Raw genomic sequence first — 17764 nt, 5'->3', positions numbered from 1 at the left:
AGCGCGTATCCCGGGCGCTCAGAAGCCCGGGATACGATCCAGCACGGCATTGCCATGCCTGACGAACGCTTCAGGCCCGAAGCGTTCCAGCACCCGTTTGCGGGAGCGGGCACCCATCGCCGCAAGATCGGCTGGTCTGCCGATCAGGTCTGCCAGGGCTGCTGCGAGCGCAGGGGCATTGTCGAACGGCACGATGCGTCCCGTCTCGCCGTCGAGAATGCTCGATGGCAGCTCACCCGCAGGGGTGGCGACGACCGGAAGGCCACAGGACATGGCTTCATGCCCCGCGACACACATGCCCTCCCAGTGCGACGACTGGACGTAAAGATGCAGTGTTTTCAGAAAATCAAACGGCTTTGATTCGTAGCCCAGAAGGTCGATCGGCAGATTCCCGGCCGTGATGCGGGCCTGAAGCGCTGCGTGTTCGGGACCATCACCTGCGATCTGAAGGCGGAACGGCGGCAGGTCGGGATGGTCTTTCAGAAGAGCCACGGCCTCGCACAGTATGTCATACGCCTTGACGGGGTTCAGGCGTCCCAGCGACCCGACGCGCACGACCTCGCCGTCTTTCCACGGCGTGGCCACAGGAGCGTCCGGATTGGCGCGGAAAATGGGCCAGGCGACGAAATTGTCGGTAAGGCCGAGTTCCTTCGCGGCAAAGGTGATGACGGACTGGGAGTCGGCGACCCAGAGCGTCGTGTAGGGGCGGCACAGCCTCAGCAGGAACGCGTTGGCCTTCTTCAGACGCCCGCAATGCTGCCAGTGAACCGTCGGGGTCTTGTGGCGCAGGGCTACCAGTTGTCCCAGAAGCGTGGCGCGGCTTAGCGACGTCCAGATCAGGTCCGGCTGAAACGCTTCCATCTCGTCCCGCAGCCAGCGATAGGCCGCGATATGGTCCCGCGTCGTGCCTTCCCGGACTCGCACGGGGATGCCGGCGGCTTCGATCAGCGGGATGGCGAGTCCGTCCTTGCGGGCCAGGGCGAAGACGGTCACATCCCCGCCCCGGGCCTTTAGAACGGATACGATGTCCGGAATGGGAAGCTGTGCGCCGCCACATTCGAGGGAATTGATGATGTAGGCGATTTTCATGGCGTCGTCCGGGCCAGGATTTTTTCAGCCAGCGTCAGGTCCGAGGGTTTGTCCACGTCCACGGCCGCGCGCCCGTCCGAGAGCGTCACCAGACGCACATTTGCGCCCGTCAGCGTCCGGATGCGTCGATACAGGGCCGTGGAATCGAGTGTACGGGTTACGGCCCGGAGCAGGGTCCCGATCCCAAGTGTCAGAGCCATCCGGAGCGGGCGTTTGCGGTTCTGCTGAAGGCGCTTCCACAGTTCAATGACATTCCGACCCTTCGGCGTATTGATCAGAAACAGGTTGCAGCCGGAAAAGCTCATGTCAGAGAGGTGGATATAGGTCCGTTTCGTGCCGGGCACGTCGCGCTCCACCGTCGCACGCAGCGCCACGCCGGCTGCAAGATCGCAGCCCTGTGCCTTGGCGAGGAACTCCTGAATCCATTCCGGGCGCAGAAGCGCATGATCGGCTGTCGTCACCAGACAGGGCGTGCCGATCCGGGCAATAGCTTCAGCCACGCTCTCGCTGGGAGAAGGGGCGGAACGCAGGATCGTGGCGTCACCTGCGAGATCCCTGATGCAGTCCGGGTTTTCGATGCTGATCGTGACGGGGCCAAGGCCAGGCGTGCGGGCAATCGTATCGAGCACGCGGGCCAGCATGGGCTGACCGGCGACGGAAAGCAGTGCCTTGTGGGAAACCTGACCGAGTTTCGCAAGCACATCGTTCTCGCCGTCCCGGGACCCGGCGAGAACCAGAACCGGAAGCGTCATGCCGCGCGGTTACGGTCGGTTGCCGCACGAGCGGATGCCGGACGTGCGCCATCGGGACGGTCTCGCGGGGGGGAGCCCGTCAGGTCCATGACCCACGGATAACGATGGGCTTCCTCGATGTCGTAACCGAGGTTGAAGACGTGCTTGCTGCGGGGCCGGTCACGGGCCTCACGGTAGAAACTGCTGAACAGGCGGTCTGGCACGTAGTTCGTGATGCCGTAATTGCCGTCCTCATCGTGGAAATGATGCAGGACGTGAAGCTGCTTGATGTCAGCCACCCATTTCCAGCGCGGCTTGTAGGCCAGATGCTGGATGCAGTGGAAGAATTCGTAGATGCAGGTCATGACCAGCGCTGTCGAAAGCGCACAGAACGCACCGCTCCATCCCGCGATCAGTCCGCCGATGGGCATTGTGATGATCGCCATGGTCGGTACCGTGTTCAGCGGGGAGCCGAACAGCACGTCCAGCAGATGCGGGTCCTGATGGTGGTCGAAATGGATGCGCTTCCATAGGGAAGCGGTCCAGTGGTTGCGGTACAGCCACCGCCCGTGAAGGATGAAGCGGTGGATCGCATACCAGGCCAGCGGATAGACCACGATTACGACGGGAACGGGAATGAGCGTCGCCCAGAGCGCTGTCGAGAAATGCAGGGCGGCCCAAGCGGACACTGCGATCAGCGCGAAATAGAGCAGGATCGTCGGATAGGTCAGATAGGCGAACCACAACTGCGGGAGGTTCATCTTTCCCAGATCGAAGCTGCGACCCGTCCTGATGGCGGACATGTTGCGCCAGGGCGCCTTGAAGTTGCTCATCGTTCCTCCATCCGCAAAAGCCAGGTCAGCCCGAGAAGGGTGCCCAGAAGCGGTCCGACGCTGACGGCCAGCGGTGCTGGCAGCGTTCCCGCGTTTCCGAGTGCGGAAATCATTCCCTGCAGGATGACGAAACCCATTCCAGCGGCCAGAACATAAACTGGCAGTGGATTTCGAAGTCCTGCACGCGGAGGGATATAGATCACCGGGAGCGTCAATAGAAGCATTACTGCAATTTCGACAGGTAAAATCATCCCGCTGAAGAGGGCCATACGATACGTGGCCCGGGGTAGACTTGCGGGTGCGCCCTTGTGAAGAATGGCGCTGACCTGCGCTGGCGTGACGGTCGCTCCGTTCTGCGAAAGCGTCATTATGACCGAGGGTGTGGCCGGAATGACGAAGGTGCTGTCGCCCTTTGTAACATTTACGAACGACTTGTCATTGGTCAGGGAAAGATCCTGCGCACCATCGGGATGCCACTGCCCGTCACGGTATGTCAGGACGTTCGTGTGTTCGGTGCCGGTCAGCAGGCCCGTGCTGTCACGGTGATAGATCGTCACGTCCCGCAGGAACGTGCCGCCCTGGGCGATCTGCCCGATCCGGACCAGCGTGGGGCCTGCGCGGAACCACAGGATATTGTCCTCGGGTTGCCCGTCCTGCCCCGCGAGCGGGTCCGTGCGGTTCCACCATGTCGTGAGAGCGTTCTCGCAGACCGGGACCAGCCAGTACTGGGCGCAGGTTCCCCCGATCCCCGCGATCAGCACTGCGGGCAGGAGAAGACGGTACAGCGCGGGCGTTGAAAGCCCGGCTGCCCGCAGGGCTGAGATTTCGCTCGACAGGGTCATCTGCGTGAGCAGGAACAGCGCGCCCACCATGAAGGCGAGCGGCAGGATGTCGATGCTCAGGGCAGGCAGGTGCAGGAAGGCGAAGGTCAGGATACCGCGAAAGCCGAGATGCCGGTTCAGGATCGGCGTCGTCTTTTCAAGAAGAGCCAGGATTTCCAGCAGCGAGACGAGGACGGCCCCGCACAGCGCGAACCGCCCCAGAAGGGCGCGGTTGAGTGCCTTGATCAGGACATGGCGGGGCATGGCAGGTGTGGAGTCGCTCATGCTGGTGCCCTTGTGAGCTTGCGTCGCCGCCATGACCCTCGGGAACGGCGCAGCAGGGCTGCCAGACAGCCCACGCAGAACAGCAGTTCCGGTACCCAGATCGCCAGCCAGATCGGAAGACGTCCGGTCGAGGCGAGGCTGTGGCCGAACATGAGCGTCTGGTCGAAGCCGATCAGGATCACGGCTACCGCAATCAGTCCCCAGACGGATTTTCTCCGCCGGGCGCTGATGGCCAGCGCGACCGCCAGCGGCGGAATGAACGGGATGGCGATTGCGCGGGCCATACGGAAATCCATTTCCGCCCGGAGTGTGCGGTATTCGATGCCGGGCAGGCCATAACGCAGGTCATGCGCCAGTTCGAACAGGGTCAGTTCGCGCTCGTCGGCACCGCGGGAGCGGAAAGAGGTTTCCTTGTTCGGCCGGTCGATAACGCGGACGACGTGTTCGAAATGGGTCACGGTCGGTTTGTGGGGTTTGGTGGCCTGGAACGGATCATCCACGATTTCCCCGTTCCACAGGTCGAGGCGCGTACTGCGGGTCTTTTCCGAAATGGTCAGCGCGCCGGTCCGGGCCGTGATGATGTGAGCCACACCGTTGGCATTCACTTCCCGGATGAAGACCCGTCTGAGGCGGGTGCCGGCATGGCTGACACTGTCGGCCGTCATGACGGCCTTGCTGGACGTGGAGGCGAACATTCCCGCCTGCAGATGCGGGGCCCAGCCGGTATGCTCGGCAAAATAAAAGCCCGCGCGATAGTCATAGCGGGCCACGGGCTGGATATAGCCGTACAGGAACACGCTCGCCGCCCCGAGAAGCAGCCCTACGATCATGAAAGGGCGACTGATTCGCATCAGCGAGACCCGCCCGGCCTGAAGCGCGTCGATCTCGTTGTTGTCGCTCATGCCCCGGATGGTGAGGAACACCGCGATACACAGCGCCGCGGGCAGGGCAATGCCGAAGTAATGGGGCAGAAGATCCGTCAGGAGCGCGATACATGTTCCAAGCGAACTTCCGGCTGAAGCCAGATAGTCGAACAGAGACAGCAGGCGTTCCAGCAGCAGCGCGACCAGCATTGCCAGAAGCGCAATAGCGAATGGTGGCGCCATCTGCGTCAGCAGATAACGGTCCAGAATGTTGGCCCGCTGTTTCACGCCTCTGTCCTTCCCGAACGGTTCCATGACGCCCGTTCACTGACGGAGCCATTGAGCCGGTGACGTGCCAGAGTGATCGTCCAGCCCTTCCTATATGGGTGGATGCTCAGGTGATTCCAGCAAGCCTGCCGGTGTGGGCGTTCATCCGTCAGGGAGGCGGACGCCACGCCGAGAAGTGGAATGTCGGTTCCGGCGATATGGGTCAGCGTTGCGTCATGGGAGTGCCCGTGCAGCACGATCTCCGCGCCAGCCCGCCTGAAAACGGCGGCGACTTCACGGTGATCGAGCAGGGATTTGCGCCAAGGTACGAGTCCACGCCGGGGCGGATGATGGATCATCACGACCCGGCACAACCCCTCTTTGCCCAGCTCTTCCAGAAGCGCCTCAAGCCGGTCCCGCTGCCTGCGGCCGACCCGCCCGTAGGCCATGAACGGCTCTGTTGGAATGCCGGAATTGACGCCGACGATCGCAACCCCGTTCTGGATGCGGACATACGGATATTGCCGCGCGGACCAGCGCTCCCACTGGCGCAGACCGGCCGAGGCCGGCTGGCGGACCATGCAGTCATGATTGCCGGGAATCACGAGCGCAGGAGCCGGCAGGGCATCGAGCCAGCGTGCAGCCGCGGCAAACTCGTCGGGCGTTCCGAAATTGGTCAGGTCCCCGCTGACGAGGATAGTGTCCACGTCCGAGCGCCCGATATCTTTTACCAGGGCTGTGCAGGTCTGTTCGAGATGGACGTACCGGCGGTGCTTCTTCCATGACAGAAGGCTCAGGGCGCGCTTGTTGAGCGCCTCACGCCAGTGAACCGGGGGCGGGGGCAGGTGCGGGTCCGAAATATGGGCCAGTGTGACAGTGGGGGTGACAGGGGACGTTTGCCGCGACGAGAGGGGATCTGCGGGCAGGTCAGGGGTCATGATCAGAAAAGGGCCTTGTCAGTATCCACGTCAGAAGCCGGCATCCGGGCGTGCCGGGATGCCATGTTCTGGCAGTTCCATCATAGCCGTGCTAGACCCGCCCGCATAGCCGAACGCCATACGAAGATTGCCTCACCTAGTGCGCATTGCCTTGATCCATAATGCCCGTAGCCGGAAAAACCGCCGGAACGGTTCCAGTTTTGCTGTCGAGGCCCAGGCCCTTCTGGGGAAGGATTTCGTGCCTTCAGATAGTCGGGAGGGGACAACCGAACATGTCCGCCAGCTTTGTGAGCGTGGGATCGACACCATCCTCATCGATGGCGGCGACGGGACGGTCAGCACGGCCCTGACCGCCATCGCGCGCGCTTATCCTGCGGACAGGCTCCCGGATATCGTGGTCCTGGCGTCTGGCAACACGAACCTTATTGCCGGGGATGTCGGTTTCGGCCTGCGCGGAATGGAGGCGATCCAGCGTCTGCGGCAGGGCGGCCTGCGCTCCAGCGTGCGAACCCCGATCCGCCTGTCCTGGCCCGGAACCGACCGGATGCCCGTGCTTGGCCTGTTCGGGGGCTGCGCGGGATATGCGCGCGCTGTCCGCATTGCCCATTCGCCGACCGTCCTGCGTTTCGCGCCCCATGATCTTGCGGTCGGCATCACGCTGCTCTCGACATTTGTCAGCCTCATGTTTCGCAAAAGCCGCGAGGAGTGGCTCCGGGGCGATCCGCTGAGGATCGAGACCGGCGGCCATGTCTATGACGGGCAGAGCTTCATGTTCCTGACGACAGGGCTTTCGCGCCTGTCCCGCGGGATCTGGCCCTTCTGGGATGCAGAGCCCAATGTCGAAGGGCTGCGTTATCTGGATGTAAGCGCCTGGCCGGACAGTCTGCTCCGGGCGACAGTCGCTCTTCTGTGCGGACGTGCACCGCGTTGGCTGCGTCGTCACCCGGATTATGTCAGTGGCCGGACGGACGACATGATGCTGGTGACGGAAAGCGATTTCGTGCTCGATGGCGAGGTCTTCAGTGCGGCGCCGGGCGGTGTCCTGCGTCTGGAGCAGGCATCGCGCTTCCGGTTCCTTCATGCCTGACACGCTCGAACAGCGCCTGATCGGTGAACTGACGACGCCGGTGGATCCGGGTGTGGTCGCCTTTGCCGATGCGCTGGCCCGTGCCTGTCCTCTCCTGCCGCTGGGCATACTGTTCTATGGCTCGCTTCTGCGTAAAGCTGATCCGGACGGTATTCTCGATTTCTATATCATTACCGAAGACGCCGCGGGTTTTGCGGGCGGACTGGTGGCCCGGACCGGCAATCTCGTCCTGCCGCCCAATGTCCGTTATTCCGAATTCCGTCATGACGGCCGGGTTCTGAGAGCAAAGATCGCAGTACTGTCACAGGCGCAGTTCGAAGCCCGAACGGGGCTCGGCGCGCTCGACACAACAATCTGGGCGCGGTTCTGTCAGCCCGTGCGGCTGGTCTGGGTGCGGGATCCGCAAAGCGCGGATGCCATCCTGTCCCTGATTGCACGCTGTGTGACGACGGCGGCGTGCTGGGCGGCTCTTCTGGGCGATGTGTCCATGACGGCGCTTGGCTTCTGGCAGACCCTTTTTGCCCATACCTATGCGTCCGAACTGCGGGTCGAGAAGAAGGGACGGGGTAACAGCATTCTTGAAGGGCAGGAGGCGCGTTACGCTGCCCTGCTGACGCTGGGGTGGGCACGGGGACATCTTCAGTTCTCGGCTCATGGCGACAGGCTTGAACCCGTCATCCACGAGGAGCTTCGCCGGAAAGCGGCCCGTCGCTGGGCGCTGATCCAGGCATCCGGACGGCCACGCAATGTGGCCAGACTGCTGAAGGCCGCCTTCACGTTTGAAAACGGCGCGTCCTATCTGGCTTGGAAGATCCAGCGCCACACGGGTTTTGACATGCAGCTGTCGCCCTTCGAGAGCCGGCATCCGATTGTGATGCTGCCCCGGCTTCTGTGGCGTGCGCGGGGCCTTCTGGGGCGTTCGAAGGCCTGAAATAAAAAAAGGGGGATCCGGTGGATCCCCCTTTTTTTATGGATTACAGCCCGAAATGTCTGGCGACTTCGCCAAAGACTGCAACGGCGCGGTCAATTTCCTCGGGGGAATGGGCCGCCATGACTGAGCAGCGCAGCAGCGGCCGGTTGTCAGGCGTGGCCGGTGGGAGCGAGAGGTTCACATAGACCCCGTTTTCCAGCAGCGCGTTCCAGAAGCCTACAGCCTGTTCCACTGTCTCAAGCGTCACGGCGACAACCGGGGAGACGTGCTCGCCAGTTTTGAGGCCAGCCTTCTGAAGCCCGGAATGCAGACGCGCTGCATTTTCCTGAAGCTTCGTTCGCAGTTCCGGACGGGCCTGCATGTCTTCAAGCGCCGCCATGGTGGCTGCGATGATTTCCGGGGGCAGGGACGCCGTGAACATGTAGGGGCGCGAGCACAGACGCATCAGGTCCACGCCGTCATGGTTCGTGACGCAGTAGCCGCCCACCGTCCCGAGGGACTTGGAGAAGGTGCCGACCACGAAGTCGATCCCGTCCTCGCAGCCCTGCATTTCCGCAACACCACGGCCATGCGCGCCCAGAACGCCGAACGAATGGGCCTCGTCAGCCATCAGATACGCGCCGTGGCGCGTCTTGATGTCGACGAACTTGTCCAGCGGGGCGACATTGCCCGTCATGGAGTAGATGCCCTCGGCGATGATGAGCTTGGCACCCGTGTGGTCCTTCAGGCGTGCCAGACGCTTTTCCAGATCGACCGGATCGTTGTGGCGGAAGCGGATGACCTGCGCGCCGGACAGCTTGGCGCCGTCATAGATGCTGGCATGGCTGTCCGCATCGAGCAGCAGGACGTCGTCCTTGTTCACCAGAGCTGAGATCGTGCCCAGATTGGCCTGATAGCCGGTCGAGAACACCATGCAGTGCTTGCGGCGGAAGAACTCGGCGAGCTTTGCCTCCAGCTTGCGGTGCAGACCGAAGGTCCCGTTCGCAATGCGGGAGCCCGTCGTGCCGACCCCCATTGTCTCAGCCGTTTCCACGGCTGCTTCGATGGCTTTCTTCGACTGGCTGAGACCAAGATAGTTGTTGGTCCCGAACAGCAGCGTCTCGCGCCCTTCGATAATCCCGACACTTGCGGAGATCGGCCGCTCGATTACGACCTCGAACGGGTTCCGGGGCGACGCTGCGGTCAGGCCCTCATAGGCTTCGCGCAGCCCCTGGTGCTTGGCGAAAATATCCGTCACGCGTGGGCGACCTTCAGCGTGTGCAGGCAGCCGGCAAGGTCGTTGATGGTGCGGATATCGGCCAGCTTGTCGAGCGGGACGGAGACGTCGAGCTCGTCTTCGATTTCCATGACGAAGTTCATGACGGCCAGGCTGTCAAAGGCCAGGTCTTCGACAATCTTGCTGTTGCCATCGATGTCCCGGGGAACTTTCGGATTGGCAAGCAGTTTCTCAATGATCATTCCGGAAATACCGGCGACGCTGTCAGTCATGGACTTCAACTCTCGGTGTCTATGCAATCTTGGGCAAGCCTTATGCTCCAAACCGGCCCCTTTCGCCACCCCTTTGCCTTTTCAGGCAGCAGGGCAGATGGAGCCGGTTCGGGATCAGGCGACCGAAGACGTGGTTTCGGGCTGCTGTTCGAACTGACCGGAGAGCAGCATGGTCTTGGCCTTTGCGCGGGTCAGCTTGCCAGACGAGGTCTGGGGAAGCGTGCGGGGCGGCACAAGAATGACGTCGACATCCACACCGTGCTGGCGGCGGAACAGACTCGTGACCTCGTCGCGGAGCTGATTGCGGCTCTCATCCTCGGTCGCGCGGCACTGGACGAGTGCCACGATCTTCTCGCCTTCGTCGCCATCCACGGAGAAGACGGCCACGTCACGCGAACGCAGGGTGGGGATCTCGCTTTCGGCGGACCATTCAAGATCCTGCGGCCAGATATTGCGGCCGTTGATGATGATCAGGTCCTTGGCGCGGCCAGTAACGACGATCTGGCCATTGAGGTGATAGCCAAGATCACCCGTGTTCAGCCAGCCATTCGCATCAAGGACGGCTTCGGTCTCATCGGGACGGCGGAAATAGCCGCACATAAGACTCGGTCCACGCACGTAAACGGTGCCAACCTGCCGGTCCGCCAGATCATGTCCTGCGGCGTCGCGGACTTCGATCTGATGATCGGGAAGGGCCTCACCACACAGGACGAAGGTCCGCAGCGGATGGGACGGGTCATTGGACGGCTCGGCAATGCCATCCTTCTCAAGACGGCGCAGATCGATCGTGTCGGTCTGGATGCCGGTGTTGAGCGGGGCGAAGCTGATGGCGAGAGTTGCCTCAGCCATGCCGTAACTCGCGACGAAGGACGTGGCCCGGAAGCCGTTCGATGCGAAACGCTCCGCAAAGCCTTCGAGGATATGATGGCGGATCATGTCACCGCCAATGCCGGCAATGCGCCAGCACGACAGGTCCAGATCGGCCTGACCGCTGCGGCGGGCGCAGAGCTCGTACCCGAAGGACGGGCTATAGGCGATCGTGCCGCGGTTGCGGGAAATCAGGTCCAGCCAGACATGGGGACGACGCGCGAATTCGCGGGTGGGCAGCAGATCGACGGAAAGCTGGCAGGTCAGAGGCGTCAGGAAGAAGCCGACCAGCCCCATGTCATGATAGAGCGGCAGCCAGGAGACGCAGCGGTCATCGCGCGGGTCTTTGGCCGGGTAGACGTGAAGACCGTCGCGGGCGATGGCGCGGGCATTGGCCATGCCGGCCGCCTGCGTGACCGAAACACCCATCGGAAAGCGTGTGCTCCCCGAGGAAAACTGGAGATAGGACAGGGCTGTCGGGGCAATTTCCGGCAGTTCGACACGGGCTTCGGCGTGACGGTACAAGTCAGCGGGCGAGCCGCCGAAGACCAGGTCGAGACCATCGACGATATCCGCCGTCCAGCTTCCGATCACGTCGGGCACCACAACGGCGCGGGCTGCGGCGCTCTGGATCATGCCGCGCAGCGTCGTCACATAACCCTCGCGTCCGCCGAAGGCGACCGGCAGGGGGAGCGGCGCCGGAACCAGACCTGCATACTGGCAGCCGAAGAAGATCCGGGCGAAGTCACCATCGCTTTCCGCCACGATCGCGACGCGATCGCCCGGGACCAGACCCAGACCCAGCAGGCGGCAGGCCATGGAACGGGCCTGCTCGCGCAGCAGACGGTATGGCAATGCCTCGAGAAGCTGCCCCCGGCCGGAATAGATGTTGAATCCGCTCTCGCCTTGGGCCGCGTAATCAAGGGCGGCCGCAAAGCTGGGGAAATCTCCGTAGCGTCTTTCCAGGCCGGAGCGGCTTGGCGTCGGAACGGGATTGGCGGTTGGGTTCTGGTTGGCCTCGGTCAAACCTGGACTAGCTCCGTTTGGATTACCTGACATCAGGCAGCCCTTTTCAGAAAATCGACAATTGCATCCGCGGCAGCGGGAGCAGTGGGCTCAGCGCCCAGTGTTTCGAATGTCTCTAATACATATTGGCGCTGTGCCTCAAGAAAACGAGGATGCGTTTCGAAAGCATTCTCTATCTTGGAGCCCAGATCCGATACATTTTCCGTCACTGGCCCCAGCGTCCAGAACTGGTAGTCCGGATTTCCACGCCATTTGACATGGTGGGCGTTGAGAAAGAGACAAGGGCGCGGGCGGATCATGAACTCGGCCACCTGGCTGCTGACATCCCCCAGATAGAGGTCTGCCCCCATCGTATAGGTCATGTCGATGCTCCGGTGGCTTCCCGGGTCGATCAGCATGTGCGACAGATGCCCATACTGGCGCCTCAGGGCTTCCCCCTCTTCGCGATGATTGTCGAAGAGACGGAAATGCGGTGCGAAAACAAGGTTGTAGCGATCCTGCGTGGCAAAGAACTGCAGGATCTGATGCCCCATTTCCGGCCATGAGGACAGGCGGCGCAGGAAATGCGGATTATACAGGATCGTCGGCCGGTTGTTGTTGAAGAGTTTCGGCCGTTTCGCATCCATGCGGCGCACGAGATCAAACTTGGCGTAGGTGCCGCGATGATAGGCGCCGGGGCGGATGATGCCCTTTTCCAGCATGCGCTGCTCCACCTTGCGTCCGGGAACCAGCAGGAAATCGAACTTTCCGAGATGCCGGGCAAAGCCGATCGCGCGGTCACCGGCGCCATGGCCCGTCCAGATCATTTTCGGACGCCGCACGCCCATGTGGCGGAGCTGCAGGGACGTCGCTTCCGGCACGATGATCGCATCGAAGGTCCGGAAATAGTGCCGGGACGCGAAAAGCCCGATCAGACGATCCACCACCCGAAGCCCGTGCAGTTCAATCCGGCGGCGGAGCTTGGGGGAGATCGGGAGCAGATCGAATTGCACCCGGGCTTCCGGATAGAGCGTCGCCAGCGAGCGTGCCAGTTCGAGATGGCTCACGGTCAGGCACGAGACATGGACCGCAACGTCCGGATGGCGCGCGGAAACTTCCAGCGCGATGGGCAGGGCGTGCAGGGTCTGGTGACGCTGGCCGATGAGAGGGAATGCCACCTTCATGCCGCAAGCCCCTGCGGACTGCGGGCCGTGCGGATCACGAAGACAAGCTGGATCGTGATCAGAAGGGTGACGCCACATAATGTCGCCGGCCCGACGCCGCTCAGCCCGTAATGACGAACCATCATCACCAGGGCCGGGAGGAAGAAGGTACATTCCAGAATACGGGCACCGATCGCGGCGCCGGAGCGGTTCGTCGTGAACAGCAGCGGCTCCAGCGGCAGGCCCCAGACGGTGACTACTTCAGCGGCCAGCAGCCACAGCGTGACGGGAAGGGCTTCTGTCGCCCCCTTATGGCCGATATAGAGCTGCAGGAGCGGGCGTCCGGCGAACAGCGTGAGCAGGAGCAGGGCCGTTCCGATTCCGCCAGCCATCAGGGCAATCTGACCCGTCAGGCGATACAGCCGGTTCATGGCCCTGTCGCGCCACAGCCGGGCCATTTCGGGATAGACGGTCGTCTGGATCAGGGTCGCGGGCTTGGCGATCCCCGCCGCGATCTGGCTTGCAATCCGGTAGTAGCCGGCGCTCGTCGGGCCGACGAAGGCGCCGACCACGAGGGTGCCGATATGGCCGAAGGCGAGGGCGAGCGTGGAATTGAGGTTCGTGTTCAGCGCGAAACGCCAGATCCCGGGATAGGTGCGGAAAAACTGTCCGCTCAGGATCTCGGGCAGGATGCCGCGCATTTCATGGAAGAGACCGCGGATCAGGTCCCGGCGATACATCTCGCGGGCCGCCATGAAAAAGATCGTACCCCAGGCCGTCACTTCTGCGGCCATCCAGACACTGGCAAGCGCCGTTACCGATGCCCAGCCCAGAGCCATCGAAGCCGTTCCAATCACGCGGACGATGGTGGCCACGGTGCCCTGTACGGCCAGCAGGTCGTACCGGTCGAAAACCCTCAGAAGGCCCGTTGCAGTGGCGGATGCCATGAAAAGGATGGAGATGCAGTAGACGACGCCGATGACGTGGATCTCAGGCGGCCAGCCCAGAAGATTCATGGCCAGAAGGCTGATGAGGACGCCCCCGCCAAAACCCAGCAGACCGCCGAAGCTGTCCAGCAGCAGACTGAAGGAGACGATTTTCTGGAAACCGCGACGGTCACCCTGCGTCAGGGGACGCAGGCCATAATGCAGAACGGTCTGCCAGGACTGGAAATCCACGATGTCGCCCATCGTTCGCGCGAAGGCATACATCATCGCGACGAGTCCGAAGCTGTAGCTCCCCAGCAGGTGGGTCGCCATCCAGATATGGATGAGGCTCAGCGGGGCATTGACTGCGCGTCCTCCCAGAAGAACGCCCAGATTGCTCATGACACGCTGGACACCACCTGGTCTTACAGCCTGAGAAGACGATGAGTCGTCTGACATCAATTTATGGAAACTTTCGTGACAGTCTTGCCGTTAACTCCGTTGGGCACCAGAAATAGGCGTTTCCCCGGAAATCTGAACTCACTTTTTGTGACTGAAGATTGCATTCGCATGCAGTGCATGGCGTCTTGTTGCGCAGAATTCCTGATGTGAAAAGCCCGGTGTGAAAAGAGGGCCGTGCCGTTGCTTCATGAGACTGGAGTGCCATAAGAAAGCATTGCAGTCTTTTGGGCAGCCACATGCAAACAGTTTTTCAAAACGAAGCATCTGCACGGGCCGGAGCCTGGCTGGGCGTCAGTCTACAGGCTATCGCCGGGAATTACGATCTCGTTGCCGCTCTTGGCGCCGGCGCGGAATGTGCGGCCGTCGTCAAAGCCGATGCCTATGGACTGGGGACGGATCGGGTGGCTCCTGTTCTTGTGGCCCGCGGCGCAAAGACATTCTTTGTCGCACATCTTGACGAAGGGATCGCCCTGCGAGTCACCCTTCCCGAAGCCCGCATTTTCGTGCTGCACGGTTTCATGCCCGGCTGTGAAGGCAGCATGCAGGCCCATGGCCTGATTCCCGTCCTCAACGATCTTGAACAGGTTCGAAGCTGGCAGCGGCTCTGCAGGGAAAAGGGCTGTGCCTTTCCCGCAGCGCTCCAGTTCGATACGGGGATGTCCCGGTTTGGCCTGACTGCCGAGGACCTTCAGGACCGCTCGGTTTTCGAAGGGCTGAACCTGCAACTGGTGATGAGCCATCTGGCCTGCGCGGATACGCCGGACAATCCCGCCAACGGGATGCAGCGGAAGCGCTTCGTGGAAATGGCGGCCGGCTTTCCGGGCGTGCCGCGCTCTCTGGCAGCCTCTTCGGGGATTTTCCTTGGCCCGGACTACCATTTTGAACTGATCCGTCCGGGTGCGGCTCTGTATGGGATCGCGCCTTTTGAGGGAAGTCGCGTCCTGAATCCGGTCGTCTCGCTCGATGCGCGGATCGTGCAGATCCGGACGGTGCAAGCCGGAGACCGCGTCGGGTACGGGTTGGGGTGGACAGCCACGAAGTCCACACGGATCGCCACGCTGGGGCTTGGTTATGCGGATGGTTTCTTCCGTGCCCAGGCTGGGCACGGTGCTGTCTGGTACGGCCAGACCCGGCTTCCGGTCATCGGACGGGTCTCGATGGATAGTATTTCCGTTGATCTGACCGATGCTCCGGCCGATCTGAAAGCGGGGGACGTGCTGTCGGTGCTGGGACCGGCGCAGGATGTGGATGCGCTGGCGCGCTCGGCAGGGACGATCGGCTACGAGGTCCTGACGGCGTTGGGAAGCCGTTTCCACCGCGTCTATGTGTCGGGTGGCTGAGCCGGGTCAAACCGATTTGCGGATGGAAAACGAGATGGTCCGCCCGAGCGGGTCGAGAAAGGCCGGTTCATAGCCGGCGGGCGTGATGCCCGAGCCGTTGCGGGCACGGATGCGGCTGTTGAACAGGTTGCTGACCGAGACCATGACCCGGAAATTCTTCGCCCAGTTCCGGTTCTGCCAGCGGGGGATTTCGCCCAGATCGGCGAAGGCCGTCATATCCACGGTCGCCAGATCGCTGAAGAACAGGCTGTTGGCGTGGGTGCTGGCGAGGGTGGAGGTTGCGGACTGCCATTTGGTGACGAGACGGAAACCCAGGCCGTTCTTGAACACGCCCCCCTGAAGCTCGACTTCGTGGCGGGGCTGACCCCCGGTGCCGCCAATCGTCCCGCCATTGAGCAGATCGATTGGCGCCAGGCCCGACCGGAGCTGTACCGTGTCCTTGAGGCGCCAGACCTGCGTCAGAACGATGTAATACCGGCCGCCAGCGCCATGTTTGCCGCCTTTTCCTTCGGGCTTCTTCCCCAGCGGTCTGGAAAACGAGAAGGTCGCATTCCATTCATTGCGCTTTTCCATGAGCGCATTGACGGGGCGGATATCGACGACATCCAGAATTCCGTCCGAATTGCGCTGGTAACGGTCCGGAAAAGCCTCCTCGATGGCGGCCGTTGCGGTCGGCAGGCTCATGACCGGGTTGTGGTTGCGGTCCCGGACATAATTTACATGCAGCCGCGTCCCTTCGAGAAAGGTCGGGGAAAGGATCGTGCCGATGCTGATCTCGTGCCGGTCCGCCGCGTGCAGGTTCCGGTTGCCGCCTGAGATGGTCGTCACCTGCACGGAGCGTCCTGTGACATAGTCATAGGTCGTGACGTTGGGGGTTTCGATCTGCGGGGCGACGAGACTGGTGGCGCTGGGCGCTTCTGTCCGGTCGGTCACGGAGAAGGGGAACTGGACCCAGGAGACGGGCTCCCAGGTCACGCCCCCGCCGATCGTCCCGAGTGTTCCGAAATGGGACACCTGGCTGACCGCGCCGTTGACGTTTGCATCCAGCTTTCCCAGGAACGACAGGACATGCTTGCGCGCATTGGCAATGGGAATGTCGCCGTTGATCTGAAGGGTGCCGACATCGCGGCTGATATGGGTGCGCTGCAGCTTGCCCTGGCTGATGGAGGTCGCGTTCTGTTCGGTCAGGGTGCCGGTGGGGGCAATGCTGGTCGAGACATCACCGGCGGGCAGGGAGAACAGCGAGCCGGAGACCAGACCGCTGATCTTGCCGGTCGTGCCGGTGGTATGGCCCTGATTGACCAGCCGGCTGTTCAGCCAGCTTCGGTCCACTTCCGAGAACGGATCGAAGCCGACCAGGCCCTCCGTCAGCGCCGTCTGGGCGGCGCTCAGATCAAGCCCGGTCTGGCTGTTGGTCGCGGTGGTGGAGCGGTCGAAACTTCCGGTGCTGTTCCACTTCCAGTTCCCCACGTCGCCATTGAAATTCAGCCCGGCATGAACGGAATCCGTATGGGATCTCTGCTGAAGCGCGGAGACGTTGGTGTAGTCCCGGTACAGGAGCGTGTCCTGCGAGAACGGTGAGTACAGGCTGCCGGACGGGAGGGTCAGGATGCCGCGCGCCGGTCCCTGAAGGCTTTCGGAATTGCTGTGGGTGTAGCTGGCGTTGAAGGAGGCTGAGACGCTCTTGAAGATCTGGTCCGCATAGACACCGTTCAGGTTCAGTTCATGCGTTCTTGGCTGAAGGCTGTAATCCGAGGCGTCTGAACTGACATGCGGTGCATTGGCATAAGTCGTGAAATCCTGAAGGGTCGGGATCTGCCCTGATGCGAGCGACGGCACGCCCGCAGATGTCACGCTCTGCCCGACGAGCGCATCAAGCGCCGGGTCAAGACTGCCGCCATCCGTGGATGTGACGTTGCCGGCATTGGAATAGAGACTGCTGGCGGAAGGGGGTGTGACGCCGCGGTCGCTGTCCAGAAGCCGCGCCTGTGCTTCATAGCGCGCGCTCAGATTGATCCGGCGTTCTCCGGAGAGCTTCGTGAAGCTGGCGCCCAGAACGCCATCATCGCCTCCGCCATCCGTGGATGTGCTGCCATAGGCCCGCATCCGCACAGCCCGAAAATGCTTCACGGTGATGATGTTCACCACGCGCTCGTCGGCCGGATAGCCGTAGCGCAGGGCCTCTTCCTCGGTGAAGATTTCGACCCGCGCGATGGCCTCGAAGGGAAGGTCGTTGACTTCCTGCATGCCCGAAATGCGCTTGCCGTTCAGCAGGACGACCGGTGTGTTGCCGGTCGCGCCGCGTCCTGAACGGGTTTCCGGCGCAATGGCCGTCAGCAGATCCGCTGCGGTATCGACGCCATAAGAGCGGATTTCATCGGCCTGGATCTGCATGATCGGCTTGGCATCGCCCAGCACGGCGCTGGCGGGTTTATGGGCTTTGACCTCGATTTTCTCGCCGCCATTGATGGACGTCGTGGACGTGGTCACGGTCGTCGCGCTGTTCTGGGTGGCAGAGGGCGTGGTGAGGGTGTTCGCAGCGGTCTGCGCGAGGGCAGAAGGAGCGGAGAGGAGGCTGCCGAGGCCCCAGACAAGACCGAGAGCCGGACGCAGCCCCGGCCGTGCCGGAAAGGGGGCTGCTGGGGTTTTCAGGTCATGATCTGGCATG

Annotated in this window: 15 protein-coding genes; 3 read left to right on the top strand and 12 right to left on the bottom strand. The window is 62.4% G+C overall.

Going from position 1 to position 17764, the window contains the following annotated elements:
* Positions 1-18: 18 nt before the first annotated feature.
* The 6 genes from HKD27_RS11465 to HKD27_RS11440 are packed head-to-tail and all read right to left on the bottom strand — an operon-like array spanning position 19 to position 5827.
* Positions 19-1089, bottom strand: a complete 1071-nt coding sequence (locus tag HKD27_RS11465) for a glycosyltransferase (protein ID WP_194689623.1) — start codon at positions 1087-1089, stop codon at positions 19-21.
* Positions 1086-1841 (bottom strand): nucleotidyltransferase family protein, encoded by a 756-nt coding sequence (locus HKD27_RS11460; protein WP_194689624.1) that lies wholly within the window; start codon positions 1839-1841, stop codon positions 1086-1088. The genes HKD27_RS11465 and HKD27_RS11460 overlap by 4 nt, the downstream gene beginning before the upstream one ends.
* Complete coding sequence (locus tag HKD27_RS11455) at positions 1838-2653, bottom strand: sterol desaturase family protein (protein ID WP_194689625.1); 816 nt, start codon at positions 2651-2653, stop codon at positions 1838-1840. The genes HKD27_RS11460 and HKD27_RS11455 overlap by 4 nt, the downstream gene beginning before the upstream one ends.
* Positions 2650-3759 carry an LptF/LptG family permease gene (locus HKD27_RS11450; RefSeq protein WP_228518487.1) on the bottom strand — a complete coding sequence of 370 codons (1110 nt, stop codon included), beginning with the start codon at positions 3757-3759 and terminating at the stop codon, positions 2650-2652. Before HKD27_RS11450 ends, HKD27_RS11455 begins: the two co-directional genes overlap by 4 nt.
* Positions 3756-4910: an LptF/LptG family permease gene (locus tag HKD27_RS11445; RefSeq protein WP_194689627.1), complete on the bottom strand. Its 1155-nt coding sequence runs from the start codon at positions 4908-4910 to the stop codon at positions 3756-3758. Before HKD27_RS11445 ends, HKD27_RS11450 begins: the two co-directional genes overlap by 4 nt.
* Positions 4907-5827, bottom strand: a complete 921-nt coding sequence (locus tag HKD27_RS11440) for a metallophosphoesterase (protein WP_194689628.1) — start codon at positions 5825-5827, stop codon at positions 4907-4909. Before HKD27_RS11440 ends, HKD27_RS11445 begins: the two co-directional genes overlap by 4 nt.
* Before the next feature lie 139 nt (positions 5828-5966).
* Here HKD27_RS11440 and HKD27_RS11435 point away from each other — a divergent pair, with 139 nt between their 5' ends.
* Together HKD27_RS11435 and HKD27_RS11430 are read left to right on the top strand one after the other, a co-directional pair.
* Complete coding sequence (locus tag HKD27_RS11435) at positions 5967-6914, top strand: diacylglycerol kinase family protein (protein ID WP_194689629.1); 948 nt, start codon at positions 5967-5969, stop codon at positions 6912-6914.
* The gene (locus HKD27_RS11430) at positions 6907-7845 is read left to right on the top strand and encodes a hypothetical protein (RefSeq protein ID WP_194689630.1); all 939 of its coding nucleotides are present in this window, start codon (positions 6907-6909) and stop codon (positions 7843-7845) included. Before HKD27_RS11435 ends, HKD27_RS11430 begins: the two co-directional genes overlap by 8 nt.
* 43 nt (positions 7846-7888) lie before the next feature.
* On the opposite strand, the gene spt is transcribed toward HKD27_RS11430, so the two are convergent.
* From spt to HKD27_RS11405, 5 genes are all read right to left on the bottom strand, one after another.
* Positions 7889-9082: a serine palmitoyltransferase gene (spt, locus tag HKD27_RS11425; protein ID WP_194689631.1), complete on the bottom strand. Its 1194-nt coding sequence runs from the start codon at positions 9080-9082 to the stop codon at positions 7889-7891.
* Positions 9079-9333 (bottom strand): acyl carrier protein, encoded by a 255-nt coding sequence (locus tag HKD27_RS11420; protein WP_011253570.1) that lies wholly within the window; start codon positions 9331-9333, stop codon positions 9079-9081. Before HKD27_RS11420 ends, spt begins: the two co-directional genes overlap by 4 nt.
* Before the next feature lie 114 nt (positions 9334-9447).
* The gene (locus HKD27_RS11415) at positions 9448-11259 is read right to left on the bottom strand and encodes a fatty acyl-AMP ligase (protein ID WP_194689632.1); all 1812 of its coding nucleotides are present in this window, start codon (positions 11257-11259) and stop codon (positions 9448-9450) included.
* Positions 11259-12389 carry a sensor domain-containing protein gene (locus tag HKD27_RS11410; RefSeq protein WP_194689633.1) on the bottom strand — a complete coding sequence of 377 codons (1131 nt, stop codon included), beginning with the start codon at positions 12387-12389 and terminating at the stop codon, positions 11259-11261. The genes HKD27_RS11415 and HKD27_RS11410 overlap by 1 nt, the downstream gene beginning before the upstream one ends.
* Positions 12386-13696: a lipopolysaccharide biosynthesis protein gene (locus HKD27_RS11405; RefSeq protein ID WP_228518489.1), complete on the bottom strand. Its 1311-nt coding sequence runs from the start codon at positions 13694-13696 to the stop codon at positions 12386-12388. The genes HKD27_RS11410 and HKD27_RS11405 overlap by 4 nt, the downstream gene beginning before the upstream one ends.
* A 296-nt stretch (positions 13697-13992) precedes the next feature.
* On the opposite strand from HKD27_RS11405, the gene alr reads away from it, so the two are divergent.
* Complete coding sequence (gene alr, locus HKD27_RS11400; protein ID WP_194689635.1) at positions 13993-15096, top strand: alanine racemase; 1104 nt, start codon at positions 13993-13995, stop codon at positions 15094-15096.
* A gap of 6 nt (positions 15097-15102) precedes the next feature.
* Here alr and HKD27_RS11395 read toward each other — a convergent pair whose 3' ends face one another.
* Positions 15103-17763, bottom strand: coding sequence for a hypothetical protein (locus HKD27_RS11395; RefSeq protein ID WP_194689636.1), 2661 nt, complete (start codon positions 17761-17763; stop codon positions 15103-15105).
* Position 17764 lies beyond the last annotated feature (1 nt).

The organism is Gluconobacter sp. R75690, assembly GCF_015244525.1.
Classification (GTDB): Bacteria; Pseudomonadota; Alphaproteobacteria; order Acetobacterales; family Acetobacteraceae; genus Gluconobacter; species Gluconobacter potus.
The sequence above is the reverse complement of the archived record's forward strand: the minus strand, read 5'-3'. Positions and strand labels throughout refer to the sequence as shown.

Coding starts and splice junctions, on each gene's coding strand:
- HKD27_RS11405 (WP_228518489.1), bottom strand. CDS start 13,696: ATGAGCAATCTGGGCGTTCTTCTGGGAGGACGCGCAGTCAATGCCCCG.
- HKD27_RS11430 (WP_194689630.1), top strand. CDS start 6,907: ATGCCTGACACGCTCGAACAGCGCCTGATCGGTGAACTGACGACGCCG.
- HKD27_RS11415 (WP_194689632.1), bottom strand. CDS start 11,259: ATGTCAGGTAATCCAAACGGAGCTAGTCCAGGTTTGACCGAGGCCAAC.
- HKD27_RS11420 (WP_011253570.1), bottom strand. CDS start 9,333: ATGACTGACAGCGTCGCCGGTATTTCCGGAATGATCATTGAGAAACTG.
- HKD27_RS11440 (WP_194689628.1), bottom strand. CDS start 5,827: ATGACCCCTGACCTGCCCGCAGATCCCCTCTCGTCGCGGCAAACGTCC.
- HKD27_RS11410 (WP_194689633.1), bottom strand. CDS start 12,389: ATGAAGGTGGCATTCCCTCTCATCGGCCAGCGTCACCAGACCCTGCAC.
- HKD27_RS11395 (WP_194689636.1), bottom strand. CDS start 17,763: ATGCCAGATCATGACCTGAAAACCCCAGCAGCCCCCTTTCCGGCACGG.
- HKD27_RS11455 (WP_194689625.1), bottom strand. CDS start 2,653: ATGAGCAACTTCAAGGCGCCCTGGCGCAACATGTCCGCCATCAGGACG.
- HKD27_RS11460 (WP_194689624.1), bottom strand. CDS start 1,841: ATGACGCTTCCGGTTCTGGTTCTCGCCGGGTCCCGGGACGGCGAGAAC.
- alr (WP_194689635.1), top strand. CDS start 13,993: ATGCAAACAGTTTTTCAAAACGAAGCATCTGCACGGGCCGGAGCCTGG.
- HKD27_RS11465 (WP_194689623.1), bottom strand. CDS start 1,089: ATGAAAATCGCCTACATCATCAATTCCCTCGAATGTGGCGGCGCACAG.
- HKD27_RS11450 (WP_228518487.1), bottom strand. CDS start 3,759: ATGAGCGACTCCACACCTGCCATGCCCCGCCATGTCCTGATCAAGGCA.